Origin of the sequence: Allohahella marinimesophila, from assembly GCF_039538005.1 — a bacterium.
Lineage (GTDB): Bacteria > Pseudomonadota > Gammaproteobacteria > Pseudomonadales > Oleiphilaceae > Allohahella > Allohahella marinimesophila.
The window spans coordinates 38,212-58,805 of record NZ_BAABBO010000021.1 but is presented as its reverse complement, the minus strand read 5'-3'; the positions used below and the strand labels follow the sequence as shown (position 1 = coordinate 58,805).

Here is a 20,594-nt window from a genome sequence, read left to right as displayed (position 1 = left end):
TCCAAACGTGAAAAAGGAATTGGTGGCAGCGGATGGTGGACGACGTCGTTATCGCGGAGTCTGCATCTGATGCAGACATTGGGTTAGTTTCTTCGAGCTGTCGCTCGTTTGCTGGCTTTCAGATTCAGCGGCTGCCGCGAGCGCTACGCCTTGAGCTGTCACATTGAAAGAGTTGATTGATTTTGGGTTTAGCGAGCTGGCGGCCTCGGGATCGCAATAGCTCCTGTGCAAGCGCACCGCATCCTCTGCTGCAACTGCCATTGTCGAAAGCCAGAGAGCACTAACGTCGCTGGTGTCACAATCACTGCTACCGCCATCTGACTGGGCGAAGCCAGGGAGGAAAACGAAACCGAGTACTGCGCTTATTTTCAACTTCATATGTGGCTCCGATATGTTGCTGCCAGCCAAATGCTGGCAGCAGCGTAGGTGATTAAGCCGTTGCAGCTGTAACGGCTCGCCTTCTTCGTAAGGCAATCATGCTCAGAGCGCCAATTAGCAGAAGAGGGAGCGATGCCGGCGCAGGAACTTCGGTCGGCAGGGTTGGGGGCGTGAGCACCTCAGAGCTTAATTGCAGTCTCGCGCGGGACTGATTGCTGAAAGGCAGGTCGTTGAAATTCACCAGAAGTTGGTTCTCGAAAATTGAGATGTCCGATTGCCGCAAACGAAGGCGTTCTGCCGCCACCAGTTTTGCTCCATTCAGTTTGATCAGCTCCGGACTGCCGAATGTGAAGATAAATCCGACAAACTTACCACTGCTAAAAGTGTCAGCAATAGCATTGCTGAAGTCGAAGTGGACGAAGTCTGCACCGATATCCACAACCATGTTTGGTGGGTTCAGGTTGGCCTTCGGCGTTTCGAAGTCACCCACACTGGTGCTCGTGAACTCAATCTGACTTGCACTGACTGTAGGGTTGAGGCTCAGCGCATACCGTTCGATTAGAGGTGAAGAGTATGACTGTATGGCAGCTTCGAGCTGAACTGTAGATCCAATCAATGAGGCTTGGGAAAGGCCTGCAGACAAGAAGGCCGTTGAAAAGAGTACACAAGACGTTAGACGTTTGAGGGGCATTCGTATTTCTCCTTTTTTGGTTCATGATGCCAAAAGCAGAAATTGAGCCAACTTCTTAAAAAAGCGTTAAAACAACGATCTATAAGAAATTCTATTAAATATGCCACAAGGAAAACAAAGAAAACTTGATGTGCTGGCAACATATCTTGGTGTCTGCGCGCTCCGAAATCCCGACAGACAGCGGCCTTGTGTTGACCTGCTTAAGGATTGACAGAAGTGGCTTTCGGGAAAACGGGTTTATTCATGCAGAATCTCCTTTCGCTTATCCCACGGGAAATTCTAGTTTTGACTACGGCTTTTTTCGGAGGGTTTACGGGGGTCGAACTTGCAAGAGCGCCAGGGGAACTCTGTGTAGTCGATGCTCTCGTCATAAATGTCGTGGTAGCAAAACGGCGCGAGCAAGTTCTCGTGAATGCCGCGAAACAGATTGCACTCGAAGACCAGGTTGTCATCACACAGCGACAGGATGTCGGACTGATCCGTCCAGTCGGGTATCGCCGTCAGCCCCAGCAGGAAGCGCGGTGTGAAGTGATTCAGCAGACGGTGCTGGGTTGGTGCTAGCTCGGTGCGGCCGCATGGTGAAACTCATCCACCACGATGTAGTCGAAGTGCGTCGTCGCGAACTGTTCGAGGTGCGCCGAGCGACCAATGGTTTGTATGGACGCACACAGCACATCGACGTCAACATCCCGTTGCTGTCCCTTATAGAAGCCAACCCGCAGGCCTTCACCAATGCGCACAAAGGTCGCCGCCTGATACAGGATATCTTCTCGGTGCGCGACGAACAGCACGCGTTTGGTCGGAGAGGCTTTCACATCGAAGGCCGCCAGCCAGGTCTTACCCAAACCCGTTGCCAATACGACCAGACCTCGACGATAGCCATGGAGGCGTGACTCATCGAGCGCCGCCAATGCCTCCACTTATACCGATGTCGGCGTTGGCGGCTGCAATACCTCATGACTACCTGGCGCGACAGACGTGGCGGGTGGTCGCCTACGCTGTTCATACTCATCAATCCAGCGATGCGTGAGGGATACGGCACGAGGATGCGCGAAGAGCTGATTGAACTGATGCTGAGTCGCCAGCAAGCCATCATCCCCGGGATAGCAGATACGAGTTCCACTCCAGCCCATCTTTGAGCGCTTGCCGGCTGATATCGCTGGAGCCAACAAAGACCTCGCCGAGCAATCCATCAGTTAAGCCAGCATTGCTGCCGCCTTGCCCGAGCTGATAAAGGAAGAGGTAGGTCTTCAGGTGAAAGCTCGTATCAGGGCGCACTCGTAGACCTTGACCTCAGCACCGGATTGCTGCAGAAGCATCAGTTCGCGAAGCGCCTGAGGGTCGGTGATCCCGAACTAGTCTCTGGTGAGAATGCGGACTTTGACATTGTCGCGGGTGAGGGCGCTTCGAAGATCGTCCCGAAGGAGTTCCAGACCAGCGCGCTGAATAAATGCCACAGCCATGTCGACTCTAACGGCGCGATTGATGGCGTCGCAAAGCCAGGAGAGAATGTGATCTGTCGGCGGCCCGTGATGAGCTGCCAGTGTACTCGTCCGGCTTTGGCTCGCTCTTCACAAGCTGCGCCGACTCAGCCCGAACTTCTCAACTAGCGGCTCACGCTACCCCTTCTTGCGAAAAACGATCGTCTCCCAAGATACGGCATTGCGCTGCAGCTTGTCATCGTCTGAGGTGAGGAGGACGGTTTCGAGGCCGAGTCTTTCGCCGTGGGCTTGGAGAGCTGCGCTGTTGGTTTCGTAGAAGACGCGTTCGTCAGGGCTGGGGCCGTGGCGTAGGGTGATGACCAGGAGGCCGCTGGGCTCGATGAGTTGAGTCAAAACTGGTAAAGCAGTGGTCTGCTCGTCTGGTGTAAGGTGCATCCAGACTGCGGAGACGAGGATTAGGCTGGCTGAGTTGCCACCGTGTAATTCGTGCAGCACTGGTAAATGCGGGAGTTTGTCGCTGAGCCAGTCGACATTCAAGTTGGCTGTTGCAGTCTCTCCAAGGCGTCTCAGCCCATCTGAGGGTTCAATGGCGAGTACGTGCCAGCCGAGAGCCGCCAAGCCTGCGGCATCTCGGCCGCTGCCGGCACCGATGTCGATTGCTCGACTATCCTTAGTGCTCGAAGGCAATAGATGCGTCCAGGCAGCATGCGCCGAGACAAAGCTGAGCTGTTGATACTGTTCGGAGTATTGCTGCGCTTTCTGGTTATACGGATCTGGCATGAGAGACTCTGCTGCACGTGAGCCAGGAGTATCGCCGATCAGGTGGCACTTTTCTAGCTTCCCAAGGTCCTAAGTGATACGAGTCCTTGGAACGCTGGAGCAGCCACAGAGGCGTCTCTTTCAGCCGATTTCCTGGATGACCCGATACTTCGGAAAGTCAGAGCAACCTCAGAATTTGCGCCCCGCCTTGAGATCTTTCCTGGTATCACGAATAAGTAACGCGGCATCCCACGCAGGACATTGACGTTCCGCATCTCGGTTCGCTCTCTCCATCAGCTGAGCTACGCGAGTCTCGTTGGTCGCGGGCGATGGAGTTTTTGCTAGGAACCGCTAGTAGTTCGCAAGTAGCAGCTTGCATCGCCCACCAGAGTAAGTGATCTTTGGAATCCGCGCTTTCGATTTTTTCCGAGGTTGCAGTGAGAAAGCAGAACAACCATATCCTATATAGTCCCTCCGATGTGGTGGCCTTCCTGCATTCGCCTTTCATCACTTGGATGAACCGACTGGCGCTTGAGCAACCCGAACTTTGTCCAGAAGAAGACCCACAAGACGCTCTGCTCGACTATCTCGCTGATAAAGGGCTGGCGCATGAGTCCGCTTTTCTGGATGAGTTGCGATTACACTACGAATCTGTAGTAGAGATAAACACAAAGCAGAGTGATGAGGCGCGCCTTGCCGACACACTGCATGCCATGGAGTCGGGCGCTGAACTAATATTCCAGGCCTGCCTTATGCGTGACAATTTTCGGGGCTACGCAGACTTTCTCGTGAGAGTGCCGGGCCAATTACGCTTCGGTGACTATCTCTACGAACCCTGGGACACAAAGCTCTCGCGCTCCATTAAGCCTTACTTTGTGGTCCAGCTGGCCTGCTACGCAGAGCTGCTCGAAGAACTACAGGGCGTTTTACCGAATTCGATGGCCGTCGTGCTGGGTGACCAGACGAAGCACAAGTTTCGCGTTAGTGACTACCTGGACTACTACCGCGCCAAAAAGGATGAGTTGCTTGAGCAGCAGGCCGCCTTCGATGCCGATCAGCAACCAGATCCATTCGATTTTGCTGATCACGGGAATTGGAGTAACTACGTCGAAGCTTTGCGACACACTCAGGATCATCTGTCACTCGTAGCTAACATCAGCAGACTTCAAATAAAAAAGCTTGAGGCGGCGGGTATTGGAAGTCTTGAAGCGCTGTCGCTGACTGCCTTGTCGAGCATTCCAAAGCTCAATCCCAGAATATTCGACAAGCTCAAGCAGCAGGCTCGAATACAGCTACAAAGTCGGGAGAAAGGCAGTACCTGCTTTGAAGTGATAGCGGTAGATGCCGAAAGCCCCACCGGCCTAGCGCTGTTGCCACTGCATCACGATGCCGATCTCTTCTGGGACCTGGAAGGATTTCCGCTGGTTGAAGGAGGACTGGAGTATCTCTGGGGTTGTGCCTACTTCGATGAGCGCAGAGAGCGCCTGTTCTGGGAGCGCTGGGCCCATGATCACGAGCAGGAAGAGGCAGCATTCCGAGACTTCATCAAGTTTGCCTATCAGCGCTGGCTCGCAAATCCAGGCATGCATATCTATCACTATGGTCACTACGAAGTCACTGTCTGCCAACGTCTCATGGGTCGCTATGGAGCGGGCGAGAACGAGATCGATGAGCTACTTAGAAATGGGGTCTTCGTCGACCTCTACAAGATCGTTCGTCAAGGTCTATTGATCGGGGAGCCGAAGTATTCCATCAAGAACGTCGAACATCTGTACCGTGGGGGAAGGGATACCGAGGTTTCAAGTGGGGGTGACTCAGTTGCCGTGTATGCCCGGTGGCGAGACAATCCCGATGGCGACGATTGGGAAACCTCTTCAACATTAAGCGATATCCGTGATTACAATATCGACGACTGCAATTCAACGCAGGAACTCGTCGACTGGCTCCGCGATCAGCAGCGAACTCACGGGATTACCTATGCAAGCCAAGGTGCCGAGTTTGAAGCACCTGCGCTCTATGAGTTTACCGAAGAGGACCTGCTTGAAAATGCGTTGCGAGACCTGGCCAGCGATAATTCGCGTAGCGCTGATGACCGAGTCATTGCGGGGCAGCTGGCATGGCTCGTCAAGTTTCACAAACGCGCGAACAAGCCTATGTGGTGGCGGTATTTCGAGCGACTGGGGATGGATTTTGCGGAGCTCTATGATGATCCAGACTGCCTCGCCGGTTGCCAGCGCACAAACAGAGCCCCCTTTATCCAAAAGCCAAGAGATCGCAATCTCTGTTACGAATACAGCTACGATACTGCGCAGGAGTTTCGCAATCGTCGCTTTACTAGCGCCAAGGTACTATCGACCATTCCTAAATCGGTAGCGGTCTGTGACCTTGATACTAGACACGGAACACTTCTTCTCAAAAGCAAATTTTCACCCCCGGCTAACTGCGACTTGATAGCGGACGAGTATGTCTCGGCGAAGCCCTTGGAGGACGCGATCAAGGCAATCGCTGACGCTTTCTTGAACCACAGTAAGCTACCGAAGCCATTACGTGAGTTCTTGCTTCGCCTACAACCGGATGTCTCGAGCGAAGAGCTTCTGGCAATTGATGAACTGGACGGTCAGGCAAAGCTCGAAAAAATCGTTTCAACCATAGCTGCACTCAACAATAGCTACATTTCCATTCAGGGGCCACCCGGAACTGGTAAGACCTACACGGCCAAGCACATCATTCTTGAACTTTTGCGTCGCGGCCATTCTATTGGTATCACGTCCAATAGCCACGAGGCGATCAACAACTTACTGCTCGGCGTGCTGTCGCTTATGGAGGAACAGTCCGATCGCTTTACACTCTGTAAGATCAGACGAGATCCAGAGCCCCAGTTTGAGGGCACCAACGTCATCTGCTTGGAGGCGAGTTCAGATATCGACGAAGCGGTCGGTCCAGGCCGCGTGGTTGGGGCCACTGCGTGGGGATTTGCCCGACAAGGCGCGCGGGTGGATTATCTGTTTATCGACGAGGCTGGCCAAGTTTCAATAGCAAATTTCGTGGCCATGAGCGCTCAGGCCAAGAACATTGTGTGTCTGGGCGATCAAATGCAGTTGCCCCAGCCAGTTGAAGGAACCCACCCCGGTGATAGCGGGTTGTCGATACTCGACTACATTCTGAAGGATCACGCCACCATACCACCCGAAATGGGGGTCTTTCTCAATCGCACCTATCGAATGCACGCGGGTGTAAATGCCTTCATTAGTGAAGCTATTTACGAATCCCGTCTCAACAATGATCCTGCCTGTGATCGCCAAGAAATCTTGTTTGAAGCTGGTAAAGGAGGGCTACTCCAGCGTCGGACTGGTATCCAGTACATTAGCCTAGACCACTCAGGTAACAAGCAGGCAAGTTTCGAAGAAGTCAGTATGATCACGGAGCTTGTGCCGCAACTGCTATCAAGCCAGTGGCGCGACAAGCAGGGTCAGATCCACCCGCTTAAAGTAGAGGATATCCTGATCGTCGCACCGTTCAACTATCAGGTGAACGAGTTGAAAAAGGCGCTCGGTCCCTCTGCACGTATTGGCACTGTCGACAAGTTCCAGGGACAGGAGGCGCCAGTTGTTATCGTCTCAATGGCAGCGAGTGTGGCCGCAGAGAGTTCAAAAGGTGTCCGATTCCTGCTAAAGAGGAATCGGCTGAATGTTGCGGTCTCACGGGCGCAAGCTTTGGTAATGGTGGTGGCTTCTTCAAGTCTTCTAGAGGGCTGCCCGACCAATCTGGCAGACATTAATTTATATAGTTTATTCTATAGGTTACGGACTGCACAGTGGTATGAAGTTATATGTAAATGATATTAATGGTATTTTTGCTGACTTCCCCCGGAATTAGAGTCATGAATTCGATGAGATTTCCAGTTAATCTACATTACGGAGCTCAGGAATGAGGATGTTGGCATTTTTCTGAATCGCGACGAGGAAAAACTGCTGGATGTATGTACAATGCAGTTGCACAAACACTTGAGGGGCACAATCACATGCGATTCACTGATGCGAAAAGTGACACTTTGAACCTGCGAATCCTTCCAACCTTCAAGAAGGTCTTAAAGGAGGTCGAAGATCACGATCAGCGCAATACGGTTAAGATGCTTGAAGTGCTGCTTTGTGAGTGCTACGAACGTAATGGAATCGCCCCTGAGGGCCAAAAAAATAATTCCCCGCCTTTCAAGCGGGCGCGTTCAAACCGTAAGATGCACGTGGGAGCAGCATGACCTTTCGCTACATTGGTTCGAAGTCTAGGCTCATCAATCAGATAACAACCTACATGGGGCGCCCTCGACAGGGCGCCTTCTTCGTGGACGCTTTCTGTGGCACGGGGGTGGTGGCTGAGGGTGCTGCTGACTTGGGATGGAACGTGCGTATCAACGACAGTCTGCACTCTGCGGTGATTTCCGCAGGGGCACGGTTAATCAGTGCTGATCAAGCGGCTTTTAGGAGGCTGGGTGGCTACACCAATGCCATCGCCACGCTCAATGCTGCCAAGCCCAAGCATGGCTTTATGTGGCGTGAGTACAGCCCTGCATCGGTGGACACTTGTGGCCTTGAGCGACGCTACTTCACCCAAGACAATGCAGCACGAATCGATGCTATGCGGGAGATGATTGGCGAATGGGCGGGGGCTGGCACTATTGATGAGATAGAAGAGCGCTTGCTCATCGCAGACCTCTTTGGCGCTTTAAATAGAGTGGCCAACATCGCGGGTACTTTTGGCTGCTTCCTCTCCAAGTGGACAAGCCAATCGCAAGACAAAATCGCTATGCGCTGCCGTGATCTCAAAAAGAGAGGCGTGCATGTTGAAGCCACTGTGGGTGATGTGTTCGACGTGCCTAATGCGGCGCATGACTTGGTGTATTTGGACCCACCATACACTAAGCGCCAGTACGCGAGCTATTACCACATCCTTGAAACGGTAGCTCTGGGTGATGAGCCCGAGGTGAAGGGGGTTGCAGGGCTTCGTCCTTGGAAAAACTTGGCTTCAGATTTTTGCTACAAGACCCGTGCTCTGCAAACGCTCTCACGCCTAGTGCATGGTTTGAAGGCCCAAAAGGTGTTGCTCTCGTACAGCAGTGAAGGGCACATCTGCATGCAAGATATTAAGTCTGAGCTCTCGAAGATCGGCACGTCCACGATGCATCCTTTAGGAGCCATTGGCCGGTACCGGCCCAATAAGGTGGCTAGTAATACTGCGTCTGACGTGAGCGAGTTTTTGGTGGTGGTGGAGCGGCCTACGGTACGGTTGTGCAAAGCTCAGCCCAAGGCTGTTCAAAACAATAAGCCCCTCCCTGTGGAGAGCTATGTATGAGCGCACCTCGCCCCGTTGAAGCCGAGTATCTGGCCGCAGCAGAAGTAGCTCTCACAAAGGCTATTGGTAGAGGTCGTGGTCCTGCCTGCTTTGAGCTTCGGCTTCAAGTTTTGGAGGCAGTGTCAGCGCTTTTCGGTGGGTTTGACCTGGCGGCGTTTCACGAGACTTTTGGGGTCAGAAGCAAGAGCCCGACAGCAGAGCTTTTGGAATTTGCGGCACCTGTGGCACGTGCCATCGAGCGTTCACCGATTCAGCCCGCTTTGGCGCTGAGTGTCCTGGCGCGTGAGGCGTTGCATGAGCAGGATCGAAAAAGCACGGGCGCCTACCATACGGACTTTCGCTTGGCCACACGACTGGCGAAGCTCGCCGCCCCCAAGCTTTCATACAGGAGTAAGGTGATTGATCCAGCCTGCGGCGCAGGAATTTTGCTAGCAGCGCTGACTCACGCAGTCTGTGGGATGAATCGGGCCAAGACCGCGTATTGGTTGGCTCACGGTGTATATGCAGCGGATCTTTCTGGCAACTCCTTGCGTGCGGCACTGCTTGCACTTGCTTCGTTCACTGATGATGTATCAACTCTTAAAGCTATGCGTGCACGTTGGTACTGTGGCGATAGCTTGATGGCAGACCGTAAGGTTTGGGCTACCATGGCTCCTGAGGGCTTTGATGGGGTAATTGGCAACCCACCATGGGAAAAGGTCAAGCTCTCACGGCATGAATTCTTGAAGTCCTCAGGCACCAAGCGCCACTACGGGGCCCAAATTAATGGGCTTGATGAGGTTCGGTTTGCCCAGCAGCGCGATGAGGTAGCAAACTACTCTCGGCGCCTGTTGGCTCGCTATCCCGATTTGGGCAAGGGAGAGCCAGACCTCTACATCGCTTTCACTGACCTTTTCTTGGAGCTCTGTAAAGAGCAGGGTGTGGTGGCTGCACTAAACCCTGGTGGGCTCATTCGCTCGCAAGGTACCCGCGCTATGCGGCAGAAAATTTTTGATGCGAGCCAGAGCGTGTCTATATCCATCATCGATAACCGTGCACGGTTCTTTGCCATCGACACACGCTTTAAGTTCCTGGCCGTGGCTCTCACGAAGGCTGGCTCTAAAAAGAGCAAGCACGAGCCCATCACCCTTATGCATGAGCGGGGCACCCCTACGGGCTTGGAGATTACGGGAACTGCCACCATTGAGCGTGCAGCACTTGCGGGTGTACGGGGCGACTTGAGCCTGCCCGAGGTTCGTAGCGTGTCTGAGTGGAAGCTTTTCTCCAAGATTGGAGAAGCAGGTGTTTCGTGGGTAGAGCCTGGTAATGGCTGGACCCCGAAGTTTTGTCGTGAAGTTGATATGACTAAGGAGCGACCTAAGTTTCTGGGTCGTGCCACGCCTGGTGCTCTGCCACTGGCAGAAGGTCGAATGGTGCAGGCACATCGCTTTGGTGTAAAAGGGCACGTCTCTGGCACTGGTCGCAGTGCGTTGTGGGAGGCCTATGCCGTCGGAGGCTCACGCCTTGCCCCCCAATTTTGGATTCGGGCCTCCGACATGCCCAGTGCTAACCGGCACCGTGCGGACTTACTACGTGTGGGCTTTTGCGACATTGCGGGTCAGACCAATGAGCGCTCGCTCATGGCCTCGCTAATTCCTGCTGGGATAGTCTGTGGCAATAAGGTGCCCACTATTCTTTTCCCTGAGGACCCATCGGAAGAACGTCTGCTGGTGTGGGTATCCATCGCAAACAGTTTTGCCTTTGACTGGATGCTTCGGCGCGTGCTCACAACGACGGTGAATTACTTCCTGCTGCAAAGTGTTCCCATGCCGAAACTCACCAAAGACGGCTTGCCATGGAAGAGGATGGCGAGTGCTGCACGTGAACTGCGCACACTCGACAGTGCGGGCGCTACTCGTGAAACCTACGAGCGCATGGCGCAGCTTCGTGGGGAGATTGATGCGGAAGTGGCCGTGGCGTATGGGCTCGATTTAAAGGACATGGAGTTGGTGCTCCAAGACTTCCCGCTCTTGGATCGGGGTCAGGTGGGATTGCCTGGTGAGGCCAAGTCCACAATTACCAGAGATAGTGCTTTGGCTGCAATGGCAAAGCGCACTGGAAGCCAGGCTAAAGTTTGGTCGCACCGTGCGATGGAGGCACGTGCATTGGGGGCTATGGCTTACGTGCCCTCAGAACTCGCCCTTGGAGGCGAAGAAATCGAAGAAGGTGTGGGGGATAAAAACTATGGCTGAAGCTGAGGCTGCAAGCCAACAAGTCGCAAGGCTTGTATTCAAAGAAATCCTGGATGGGGATCGCAAAAAATTCCTAGCTAAATCGAATGCTGATGCCAAAGCGGGTGGGGGCGCAAGGGATCTTCGCTTCGGATCAGTTGATCAAGTAAAGGACACGTTGAAGCAGCTCTTTCCTGAGACTGAGCAGACGAAAAACAAGGCTGGAAACGCGCAGTTCAAGGGCCTCTTCAACTGGATTGACCAGAGCGGTAGGCATCAGCAGGAGACCGCCTTGTTGAAGCCCCCCTACTTGAAACGCAGCGAGTTTCGGATTGCCCAAGTCCATAAGTATGCATGTTTTCAGGTCCGCCCTATCCCGAAAGCTAGTGCAGGCAATCGGGTTCTGCTGCTCCTGATCCAGCGGTACGACGGATCTGTTTGGCCGCATTTTGTCGAGGAGGCGTCTTTGCGTACCCCGGACGCTTGGGATGAGTCTGTCAGTAAGCCGCTTCTTGAATGCCTGGATGCCAAGCGTGCCAAGAAGGTTGCTGCCATGGGTTTTATCGACCTTTCAAATTACAAGAGATTTTGCAATGGCAAACAATGTATCTGACGCTTGCAAGCAAGCATTGAGGCTTCTGGCGCGATCCAGGAACGTATTAGTTTCGGGACCGCCAGGTGCAGGCAAGTCAAAACTGTTGGCAGAGGTTGCACTCGCATTCTTGAGTCCACCTGGGCAACAGTCGAATGCGGTGCCGAAGCATGACCCCAACAATCTCATTCCTATTCCGCCGGCCAAGAAAGTCCCCGATTCTTTGAGCCAGCAGTTCCCTGGCGCCAGCAAGACGGATCGCAAAGTCTTTCGGACGGTCTTTCACCAAAACTCCAAGTACCGTGACTTTGTCTCGGGCATTACTCCGGCAGTTAACAAGCAAGCAGGAGCCCCTGACTTCACCATCGTGAAGGGAACTTTATATCGTGCCAGTGAGCATGCGAAGGGCGCAAGTGGTGCCGCACTCTTGATCATTGATGAGATCAACCGAGGCCCTGCGGTGCAGGCGTTCGGTGGTGCCATTGTGGCAATTGAGGCCGACAAACGCTTGGCCTCTAATGGGGCCAGACGTGCCGAAACGCAGTTTTTTGAAATGCTCGATCCCATGTCTGGTGATGTTATCGAATACGCATTGCCTCATGACCTCTACATCCTGGCAGCGATGAATCAGGCCGATGCGTCTGTTGAGCCCTTGGATGTCGCATTCTTGCGTCGTTGGGAGCCTCTGCGTTTGGAGCCCGACGAAGCGGCTTTACGGGCGTTTTACGGTCTGGGTTCCAGTACCAATGCGCTGCCTAATGTGCCTGCCAGCGTGAACGATGCCTTGGAGGCTTCGGTTAGTGCCTGGGTTGCTGTAAACGCGCAAATTGCACTGGGTCGAGGCCCCGAGTTTCAGATCGGACATGGCGTGCTGATGTCGGATGTGAAGCCACAAGTATTGGGCCTTAATGATGCTTTAGGCACGCTGTGTGTAGGGTGGGCCAAGGTGCGTGCTCATGTGGAAGAGGTTTTCTTTGGGGACACCCGAGGCATCGCCGCCGTTCTTAATGCGCTCGATGGGCCAGCGTTCAATCCGTTTAAGCTCACTGAGACTACCTTTGCGGATGATTTGCGCTTTCGTCTTGAAGGGCCTACGAATTTCGAGGAGGACAATATCTACACGGCTCTCAGGGCATTCGCTAATCCTAGGGGGTAGCACGTGGTGAACCCCCGAACACGGCTGTCCCTTGTTGAATACGGTGCGCCCGTTGACCTGAGCCGTGCGATTGCTGATTCCATTGGGGTGGATCGCACGAAGGCCCACGGCCTATTATTGGAGGCTGGGAACCGTGCTGCGTCAAGCCTGAGGCTCACCTACAACCCTATCAGTGTGGGTGCCAAGGGCACACGTGCCATCGATTTTGCGGGCCTCATTCGCCTGGCTCCTTCACTGGAATTGGAAGTTGCTCCCAAGTTTTTGGGGCTCGACGACACCGATGCTTCCTGGCGCGAGGATTTCTTTTTCCTCTCCACGCTTTCACGCCATGGACGGCTCTTGGCTTCTGAGCGTTTATCTGCATCAGGTGGTACCTCAAGGGACTTGTCCACACTAATAGCTCGTTCCATCACGAGCATGTACGAGGCTCGTAAGCGTCGGCCATTGCGCAGCTATCGTAGGGTGCGTGAAGCAGACTTCTTTATCGATGGGGATCCTGATCCTGTGGAGCTCATCTTTCCTTCACCTGATGGCTTTGAACAAGAGCTCATTCGTTTTGATCGCAAGAACGGTTGGAATGGGGACATCGTGGCTGCGGCCAAGGAGTTACTCCCTGAAGTCAGTGACCCATCGGCTGCAAGTCCGCTGGTGCGTTTAATTGAAGATCTTTCGCCCCAAAACGTTACTGCTAATCGTCGAAAACCCATTCCTGCACGACACCGAGCGTGGAAGCCGCTGCATGAGCTGTCTATCGATGTGCTCGGAGGCCTGGGGCTAAACTACAAGCAGGGGCAGGCCCATGCACCTGGTTACTTAGTGAAGACCTGGCGCGTATGGGAAGACCTGTTAACGGTGGCTGCACGGTTGGGCTTTGGCCGCAGTGCCGCAGTGCCCCAACAGGGCTATCCTTTGGGCACCAAGATCAGAACAAGTACCGGTGCCGCGAACAAGCTTTCAGTGTACCCAGATTGCGTGATTGAGCCCTATGGAACAAGGCCCAGGATGCTGCTGGATGCCAAGTACAAGGGGCACGTGGAGAAGGGGCAGCTTCGTATCAGTGAAGCCGACATCTACGAAGCCCTAGCCTTCTCCAAGGCCACTGGATGCAACCTGGTGGCGCTTGCCTATCCCGCACAGCCAGGGAATGACCTACAGCCCGTAGGAACGTGCACGGTCTTCGAAAAGGCTTTGGTGGATGCGGTACAAATCGTGGGCATTCAAATCGAGAGCCGTCGAGTTTCGAGGGTGGGAGGTCTCAGGATATTTGCCGCAAACATGGCTGCTGGGGTGACCGCAGCCTTTGTGTGATTGCGCAAATGGGTTTTTTCCCAAAAGTTTCGCGGTGATTACTTTAAGTGTAGGCGCTGATGAGCTCGAACGCTCTTCCCCTTGTTCAGTAGCTGTGCTGCTTGATATGGCGGCTGCGCTGCCGGTGGGGTGGGTAAAGGGCCAGTCTAGGGGCAACGATGAGGCGGTACTGCTTGAGGTTTGGCAGCAGCTTGAAATCAAGCTGACGCAGTCAGCAAAAGCATTTTCGCGGATGAGAAAGTGAATAAGAGGCCACCCGTGGTACGTCTGACCTGAAAGTTAGGGCGTGTTGCAACCCTCAGTTCCGCTTCGCCGACATGTGGTCCCAAACTGAGAGCCTCTGGCGGCCAGCGTTGCGGCCGGCTGCCCTGCGATTGTCGAATCCTGCTGTGTAGATTTAGACAGACTTCATCAAGAAAATTTCAGGCTACACGACTACACGACTACACGACTACACGACTACACGACTACACGACTACACGACTACACGACTACACGACTACACGACTACACGACTACACGACTACACGACTACACGACTACACGACTACACGACTACACGACTACACGACTACACGACTACACGACTACACGACTACACGACTACACGACTACACGACTACACGACTACACGACTACACGACTACACGACTACACGACTACACGACTACACGACTACACGACTACACGACTACACGACTACACGACTACACGACTACACGACTACACGACTACACGACTACACGACTACACGACTACACGACTACACGACTACACGACTACACGACTACACGACTACACGACTACACGACTACACGACTACACGACTACACGACTACACGACGACTCAGGCGACACGGCGACACGGCGACACAGGCGAGAGTATTGACTGATTAAAGAATTTGCCTTGGTAGGTCGAGCGAAGCTCCACGCGGGTCGCAGTGGTGGATAGAAAATAGGCTGCGTTCGTCTGAAGAAGATCCAACCTGCTCAGTCTCACAATCGTAAGAAATTAGGCTCTAAAGCGAAACAAGGCCCGGCCGAAACAAAGATAACGCTCTCTCGCGTCTGTCACACCACTTTCGGCAGGTGTCGCGGCTACCCTGCATCCAATGCGATGTAACCATGCGCTCGACAAAGATGTCTACGGCACGAGCGAATTGTACGTTATTCATGCAGGTTGGAATGTGAGCAACTTCGGAAGAAGCTGTAGGTTTTGGCTTACACAACAAAATGGTCACGCTGGGAGCTCCTTGGAAAAGGCTCAGCAACTGATGATATTCCGGACTTGGTGTAGATATGATGGTGCTAAACGCATGCACGTGGCCAGAAATGCCAAGGATGAGCAGAAATCGCATTAGTCACATTGGCAGTTAGGACTGCTCCACTCTTTGCCGACTGGATCAACACCGCGCGCCTCGAAGATTTTTCCCCTTTGACCATCGAGGCTCTGCCTTCCTCTAAAATCAATTGTTAATGGCCATTTAAAATGACCCACTAATGGCCATTACTTTTGACCCACCCCGAGGTGGCCATGAGGCCATAGAACGAGATAGCGTGCATGGCTTTTTTCAGCCGGGGCGCGTCAGTGAAGGAGTGGGTTGTGATACACAAGATCAAGGCATTACACGACGGCGGCAAGGGCCTCTCTATCCGGGCAATCGGTCAGGAGTTGGGCTTGTCCCGCAATACCGTCCGCAAGTATCTGCGGATGGACGAGCAGGCGATCGCGATTCAGCTTGGCGACACCGCCAGGACGAAGCGCCTCGACGAGCACCGCGACGCCATCGTCTACCTGCTCAAGCGGTTTCCCAAGCTCAGTGCGGTCAAGGTTGCCCGTAAGCTTCGCGAGAAGGTCGGCGAGCTGCCTGCCTCCAACCGCAGTATCCGGCGGTATGTCCAGGCGGTGAAGGCTGAGGTCGCTACCGCTCAGTTGCGCTACTACGAGCCCGTGGTCGATGACCTGCCTGGCGTGCAGTGCCAGGTTGATCCGGGTGAACTTCGAGGCGTTATGATCGGTGGGGAAGAAGCCACTTTGCACTTCGTCGTGTTCGTGCTCGCGTTTTCCAGATTGATGTACGTCGGCGTCTCGTTCAAGCCGTTGGACACACAGACCTTCATCCAGCTGCATGACGAAGCTTTCCGCTATTTCGGTGGCGTCCCCGATGAGTGTGTCTACGATCAGACCAAGCTGGTCGTTATCAGTGAGCAGTATCGGGAGCTGACGATCAACGAGCGCTTCCACGAGTACGCCACTGCAGCCGGCTACCGCATCCATGCCTGTGAAGGCTATGACCCTGAGAGCAAGGGCAAGGTCGAAGCCGGCGTCAAGTATGTCAAGCAGGACTGTCTGTACGGCGAGACCTTCGCTGATCGCGAAGACCTGCGCAGTCACGTGCTGAACTGGCTGAAGACGGTCGCCAATGTACGGCTTCACGGCACGACCGGGGAGCAGCCCGTCGCGCGCTTCGAAGCGCTGGAGCGAGGGCATCTGAAGCCGTACCTGACACCGGCCTGTGTCTCCAGATCACTGGCTCCCGGTGCGACCCGCCAGGTGGACAAGACCGGTCTGATCAGCTGGAAGGCCAACAAGTACTCCGTGCCGCTGCGCTGGCAACAGGCTCGAGTCGGGGTGACCGAGGTTGATGCCGAGCTGCTGGTCAGTGATCTCGAGAGCGGCGAAGTGATCGCCTGCCATGCCCTCTGCGACGACAAGGGCCGCGTGATCAAGAACACCAATCATTACCGCGACCATGCTCAGCGTACCGCCGATCTCGAAGCCGCGATCACGACTGAGCTTGACGAGGCCGCTGGCGCTGCGCTGTGCCAGCAGCTGAAGCGCTCTGAGCCAAAGATCTACAAGGATCAGCTTCTGGCGGCGCGCGACTTGCTGCGGCGGTATGCTCCGGTGGATCGTGAGCTGATCGATCAGCTCGCCCAGCGGCCGGGCCTCACAGCCACACGCCTGCGCGCCTATCTTGAAGCCTCGCAGGCGGCCATCAAGCGTGAGCGCCTGCCAGAACCGCTACCGCTCGTAAGCGAGGGGCTGGACCTGAGCGTGTATGCCCGTATTGGCCACTCCAGTGGCCAGGAGGTGACCCATGAGTCAGCTTGAACAGACTCAGTCACGTTATCGCAGTCTGCGCATGAGTGCAGCCGCAGATGAGCTCGTTAGTCTGCTTGCGCAGGCCGAGGCCAATGAGGCCTCGTACCTGAGCTTTGCTGATCAGCTGGCCGAGTACGAGATGGTACAGCGCCAGCACAAGCGACTGACCCGAAACCTGAAACTGGCTGCCTTCCCGTCAGAGAAGCGGCTGGAAGGCTTCGACTATCGTCACCAGAGCACCATCAGCAAGCGTCAGGTGAACGCGCTCCTGGACTTTGGCTTTATCGACGAGCGCAATAACCTGGTGTTTATCGGTCCGCCGGGCGTGGGCAAGACCCACCTGGCCATCGGCATTGGCCACAAAGCGGTCGAGGCCGGCTACCGCGTCCTGTTCCGCAACGCGCTGGACTTGGTCGAAGAGCTTGAGCTGGCGGAGATGAAAGGTGAGCTGAAGAAGCGAGTGAACCAGCTGGCCAAGCATGACCTGCTGATCATCGACGAGCTGGGCTACCTGCCCATGACCCGGCAAGCTCGGTTCAATCTGTTCCAGCTGATCAACAGCCTTTATGAATACCGCTCGATCATCCTGACCACGAACAAGGACTTTACCAACTGGGGCGAGTTCTTCCACGACGACAACGTGGCGGTGCCGATCATAGACCGGATCATACACCACTCGCATATCTTCATGCTGGGCGGTGAGAGCTATCGACTGAAGCAGAAAACGAAGAGTTAAACGACAAACGGTGGGTCAATATTATTGGCCAGAAGTGGGTCAAAATAGATGGCCATTGACAACGGTCATTACTTTAAGCAACCGATTACTCGTCGGAGCCTCCCATCCTCTTGTTACTGCTGGCTCTCGGCAGTCAGAGCAAGACTGGCATAGCCTACAAGCTCAAGATGGTTTTATGAATATTTAAAAGCTGGTGCTGCAGACACCCCGCCGATTGACACTGCCCAAGAGGCTCGCTCAAGAGCGGGAGGCGCTAACAGGATAAACGGCTGATTAAGGGGTGTGAAGTCCAACGGTACGGAAACGTACGCTAAGAACAAAAGGAAGACATAGAGCGCCAGACCACAATCAAACGCATGGAAGGGTTTGATTAAGACTGCCACTTCACCAGGAAGCTCAAGGCCGTTGTCCATGGCGAAGCTGGCGGAGAGTGCGATTCCAACAAGAGAACCGCGACTGGTCTTCAATCCTGCGAAGTTGACAAAGAGTAGAGCATCCGTAACTGCACGAAGCCTCAGCTTTTCTAGTGGCCCAAAATGCGATCTGCAACTTCGTCTGTCGAACTGATGGGTGCATCGACGTGCAGAACGCATTTATAGATTAGAACCAAATCAATATGCTTAGTGTTAGCCTCACTGAGCGTCAAGATTGCTTCGCACATCTGCGAGTTTCGCCGTAGCCGGATCGGGCCGGGAGATTTCTTATGATGCACGACTTATCCAGCAACCGCAAAGAATTCGCCCAGCGATGTCGCGTCAAAGTCGGCGAGCGTGTCGGTCGCTCGGCGACAGAAAAACAGCTCGACGAAGGCATACCGCTGTTTCTGGATCACTCATCTGCACTCTCCAGATCGAACAGACTTAATCACCACTTGACAGCCGCCGGGTCTCGGGCCTGACTGGCAGTAGGGCTGCGAAATCTGAGCTCAGCACGTCTGCAGCAATGCATGGCAAGCAATTGCTAGACCTTGGTCTGACCGTAGATCAGGTGGTTCATGACTACGGTGACGTATGCTAGACGACTACAGACCTGGCTGTCGAACGCGATGCCCCCTCCAAAATTGATGAGCTCCGCATATTGGAATCGGCGCTGCGATTATCTGGCCGTTTTATGGGTTAGTCTCCGCTGCAGTTCTGCTCTTCGCGGTTGGTGTGTTCGATATTTTTCAGGAATGAAGATGATCGAGATCAAGATCTCGCAGGGTGCCAAGCCCGGGCATGGTGGTGTTCTGCCGGCCTCGAAGAATAATGATGAAATCGCAGAAGTGAGAGAAGTGGAGTCCCATCCCGAAGTGATGTCGCCGCCAGGTCATAGTGCGTTCAGTGACGCCAGGGCCTGTGGGGGTTCGTGTAGCAACTACGGGACTTGAGTGGCGGCAAATCGGTCGGCTTAACGCTCTGCATTGACAGCACTGACGAGTTCATCGATATCTGCGGACAAATGCGTGCCACTGGACTCAAACCGAATTTCATCACTGTCGACGCCGCCGAAGGTGGCACCGGTGCGGCGCCGATCGACTTTTCGAAATACGTCGGCATGCCGTGGGAGAAAACGCTCATATTTGTGGTTAATACACTCAGGGGCTATGACCTGAAAAAGGATGTGCGAGTGTTGACGGCCAGCGAGATCTTCACGGCCTTTGATATTTTCAATGCACTGTGTATCGGTGCTGATATCTGCAGTACCGCCAGGGGCATGATGCGGGCCCTGGGCTGTATTCAGTCCCTTCAGTGTCATGAGAATACCTGCCCCACGGGCGTGACCACCAAGGATCCGAGACTCAGAAGAGGCTTGGTGGTGGAAGAGAAACGGAAGCGGGTCACGATTATCAGCAGGAAACCGTCAAGGAGTTTCTCCAGCTCTTCGCAGCAGCGGGTTGTACAGAGTTGGAGCAGCTCAATCGAACCTTCATTTACAAGCGTATCAACGATGAAAATTGCTGTTACCAGGACTTGTACCCCCAAATAGAGTCAGGCGTCTATCTATCGAAAGAGAAGCTTGTATGAGGTGCGGTCAGCTCATAAGGCGGACAGGATAGACGCAGACTTTCATTAGCACTTTGCTGAACAAGGAGAAAACGGATGTCGGATTCAGATCAGGACGCTTCAGTAACGAAGACAGCACGCCTCTACCGGATGGTCATGGAAAAGCATCTTTGCCCCTATGGTCTCAAGGCAAAGGACCTGCTCGAGCGCAAGGGCTTCGAGGTGGAAGATCATCATCTGACTACACGCGCCGAAACTGATGCGTTCATGGAGGAACATGGTGTCAAGACCACACCTCAAGCCTTTATAGATAAAGAGCGAATCGGCGGTTATGACGCCTTGCGCAAATATTTCGGGCAGGCAGTGAAGGATAAGAATGCCACATCCTACCAGCCCGTCATCGCGATTTTTGCCGTGGCTGCACTCATGGCGCTGGCCGTGTCATGGGCGACTTTCGGCACCATCTTTAACGTCCGTGCGGGCGAGTGGTTCATCTCGTTTTCAATGTGTATCCTGGCAATACAGAAGCTGCAGGATCTGGAGAGTTTCTCCACCATGTTCCTCGGCTACGATCTGCTGGCGCAGCGCTTCGTTCGCTACGGCTATATCTACCCATTCGGTGAAGCTTTCGCCGGCATTCTGATGGCAGCCGGAGCGCTGACCTGGCTCTCAGCACCAATTGCGCTGTTCATTGGCAGCGTTGGTGCCGTCTCCGTCTTCAAGGCAGTCTATATCGACAAGCGCGATATCAAATGTGCGTGTGTTGGGGGTAGCAGTAAAGTGCCTTTGGGTTTTGTCTCCCTGACCGAAAACGTCATGATGGTGCTTATGGCGCTATGGATGGTATTGAAGTGATGTCTAACAAACCGTAAGGGGTAAATTTTG

At 54.1% G+C, this 20,594-nt stretch carries 16 protein-coding genes; 13 read left to right on the top strand and 3 right to left on the bottom strand.

Annotated elements, in window-relative coordinates:
* Positions 1-430: 430 nt before the first annotated feature.
* Complete coding sequence (locus tag ABD735_RS18700) at positions 431-1,069, bottom strand: PEP-CTERM sorting domain-containing protein (protein WP_344809337.1); 639 nt, start codon at positions 1,067-1,069, stop codon at positions 431-433.
* A gap of 285 nt (positions 1,070-1,354) precedes the next feature.
* Here ABD735_RS18700 and ABD735_RS18695 point away from each other — a divergent pair, with 285 nt between their 5' ends.
* On the top strand, positions 1,355-1,630 hold the full coding sequence (locus ABD735_RS18695) for a hypothetical protein (RefSeq protein WP_344809335.1): 276 nt from the start codon (positions 1,355-1,357) through the stop codon (positions 1,628-1,630).
* On the opposite strand, the gene ABD735_RS18690 is transcribed toward ABD735_RS18695, so the two are convergent.
* Entirely contained in the window at positions 1,627-1,989 is a 363-nt protein-coding gene (locus ABD735_RS18690; RefSeq protein ID WP_344809333.1) for a DEAD/DEAH box helicase family protein, read from the bottom strand. The two genes, ABD735_RS18695 and ABD735_RS18690, sit on opposite strands and share 4 nt — an antisense overlap.
* A 36-nt stretch (positions 1,990-2,025) precedes the next feature.
* On the opposite strand from ABD735_RS18690, the gene ABD735_RS18685 reads away from it, so the two are divergent.
* Positions 2,026-2,208, top strand: coding sequence for a hypothetical protein (locus tag ABD735_RS18685; protein WP_344809331.1), 183 nt, complete (start codon positions 2,026-2,028; stop codon positions 2,206-2,208).
* Between the two features lie 480 nt (positions 2,209-2,688).
* Here the strand turns inward: ABD735_RS18685 and ABD735_RS18680 are convergent, their stop codons facing one another.
* The gene (locus ABD735_RS18680; RefSeq protein WP_344809329.1) at positions 2,689-3,291 is read right to left on the bottom strand and encodes a class I SAM-dependent methyltransferase; all 603 of its coding nucleotides are present in this window, start codon (positions 3,289-3,291) and stop codon (positions 2,689-2,691) included.
* A gap of 416 nt (positions 3,292-3,707) precedes the next feature.
* Here ABD735_RS18680 and ABD735_RS18675 point away from each other — a divergent pair, with 416 nt between their 5' ends.
* The 11 genes from ABD735_RS18675 (at position 3,708) to ABD735_RS18625 (ending at position 20,564) form a co-directional block, all read left to right on the top strand.
* On the top strand, positions 3,708-7,109 hold the full coding sequence (locus ABD735_RS18675; RefSeq protein ID WP_344809327.1) for a TM0106 family RecB-like putative nuclease: 3,402 nt from the start codon (positions 3,708-3,710) through the stop codon (positions 7,107-7,109).
* Between the two features lie 412 nt (positions 7,110-7,521).
* A complete protein-coding gene (locus ABD735_RS18670) occupies positions 7,522-8,616 on the top strand; it encodes a DNA adenine methylase (protein WP_344809326.1) in 1,095 nt (364 codons plus the stop codon).
* Positions 8,613-10,847 carry an Eco57I restriction-modification methylase domain-containing protein gene (locus ABD735_RS18665; protein ID WP_344809324.1) on the top strand — a complete coding sequence of 745 codons (2,235 nt, stop codon included), beginning with the start codon at positions 8,613-8,615 and terminating at the stop codon, positions 10,845-10,847. Before ABD735_RS18670 ends, ABD735_RS18665 begins: the two co-directional genes overlap by 4 nt.
* Complete coding sequence (locus ABD735_RS18660; protein WP_344809322.1) at positions 10,840-11,439, top strand: hypothetical protein; 600 nt, start codon at positions 10,840-10,842, stop codon at positions 11,437-11,439. Before ABD735_RS18665 ends, ABD735_RS18660 begins: the two co-directional genes overlap by 8 nt.
* Positions 11,420-12,574 carry an AAA family ATPase gene (locus tag ABD735_RS18655; protein ID WP_344809320.1) on the top strand — a complete coding sequence of 385 codons (1,155 nt, stop codon included), beginning with the start codon at positions 11,420-11,422 and terminating at the stop codon, positions 12,572-12,574. Before ABD735_RS18660 ends, ABD735_RS18655 begins: the two co-directional genes overlap by 20 nt.
* Positions 12,575-12,577: 3 nt before the next feature.
* Entirely contained in the window at positions 12,578-13,882 is a 1,305-nt protein-coding gene (locus ABD735_RS18650; protein ID WP_344809318.1) for a 5-methylcytosine restriction system specificity protein McrC, read from the top strand.
* A 1,603-nt stretch (positions 13,883-15,485) separates the two neighbouring features.
* Entirely contained in the window at positions 15,486-16,997 is a 1,512-nt protein-coding gene (gene istA / locus ABD735_RS18645; RefSeq protein ID WP_344809316.1) for an IS21 family transposase, read from the top strand.
* Complete coding sequence (gene istB / locus ABD735_RS18640; protein ID WP_344809314.1) at positions 16,984-17,724, top strand: IS21-like element helper ATPase IstB; 741 nt, start codon at positions 16,984-16,986, stop codon at positions 17,722-17,724. The genes istA and istB overlap by 14 nt, the downstream gene beginning before the upstream one ends.
* A 994-nt stretch (positions 17,725-18,718) precedes the next feature.
* Entirely contained in the window at positions 18,719-19,093 is a 375-nt protein-coding gene (locus ABD735_RS18635; RefSeq protein WP_344809312.1) for a glutamate synthase-related protein, read from the top strand.
* Positions 19,090-19,692 (top strand): glutamate synthase-related protein, encoded by a 603-nt coding sequence (locus ABD735_RS20205; RefSeq protein WP_425548633.1) that lies wholly within the window; start codon positions 19,090-19,092, stop codon positions 19,690-19,692. The genes ABD735_RS18635 and ABD735_RS20205 overlap by 4 nt, the downstream gene beginning before the upstream one ends.
* A gap of 113 nt (positions 19,693-19,805) precedes the next feature.
* Positions 19,806-20,564 carry a MauE/DoxX family redox-associated membrane protein gene (locus ABD735_RS18625; protein WP_344809308.1) on the top strand — a complete coding sequence of 253 codons (759 nt, stop codon included), beginning with the start codon at positions 19,806-19,808 and terminating at the stop codon, positions 20,562-20,564.
* Positions 20,565-20,594: the final 30 nt, after the last annotated feature.

What these genes read in the sequence shown, in the direction of transcription:
- ABD735_RS18700 (WP_344809337.1), bottom strand. Translation starts at nt 1,069, where the DNA reads ATGCCCCTCAAACGTCTAACGTCTTGTGTACTCTTTTCAACGGCCTTC.
- ABD735_RS18685 (WP_344809331.1), top strand. Translation starts at nt 2,026, where the DNA reads ATGACTACCTGGCGCGACAGACGTGGCGGGTGGTCGCCTACGCTGTTC.
- ABD735_RS18680 (WP_344809329.1), bottom strand. Translation starts at nt 3,291, where the DNA reads ATGCCAGATCCGTATAACCAGAAAGCGCAGCAATACTCCGAACAGTAT.
- ABD735_RS18670 (WP_344809326.1), top strand. Translation starts at nt 7,522, where the DNA reads ATGACCTTTCGCTACATTGGTTCGAAGTCTAGGCTCATCAATCAGATA.
- ABD735_RS18665 (WP_344809324.1), top strand. Translation starts at nt 8,613, where the DNA reads ATGAGCGCACCTCGCCCCGTTGAAGCCGAGTATCTGGCCGCAGCAGAA.
- ABD735_RS18660 (WP_344809322.1), top strand. Translation starts at nt 10,840, where the DNA reads ATGGCTGAAGCTGAGGCTGCAAGCCAACAAGTCGCAAGGCTTGTATTC.
- ABD735_RS18655 (WP_344809320.1), top strand. Translation starts at nt 11,420, where the DNA reads ATGGCAAACAATGTATCTGACGCTTGCAAGCAAGCATTGAGGCTTCTG.
- istB (WP_344809314.1), top strand. Translation starts at nt 16,984, where the DNA reads ATGAGTCAGCTTGAACAGACTCAGTCACGTTATCGCAGTCTGCGCATG.
- ABD735_RS18635 (WP_344809312.1), top strand. Translation starts at nt 18,719, where the DNA reads ATGACTACGGTGACGTATGCTAGACGACTACAGACCTGGCTGTCGAAC.
- ABD735_RS18625 (WP_344809308.1), top strand. Translation starts at nt 19,806, where the DNA reads ATGTCGGATTCAGATCAGGACGCTTCAGTAACGAAGACAGCACGCCTC.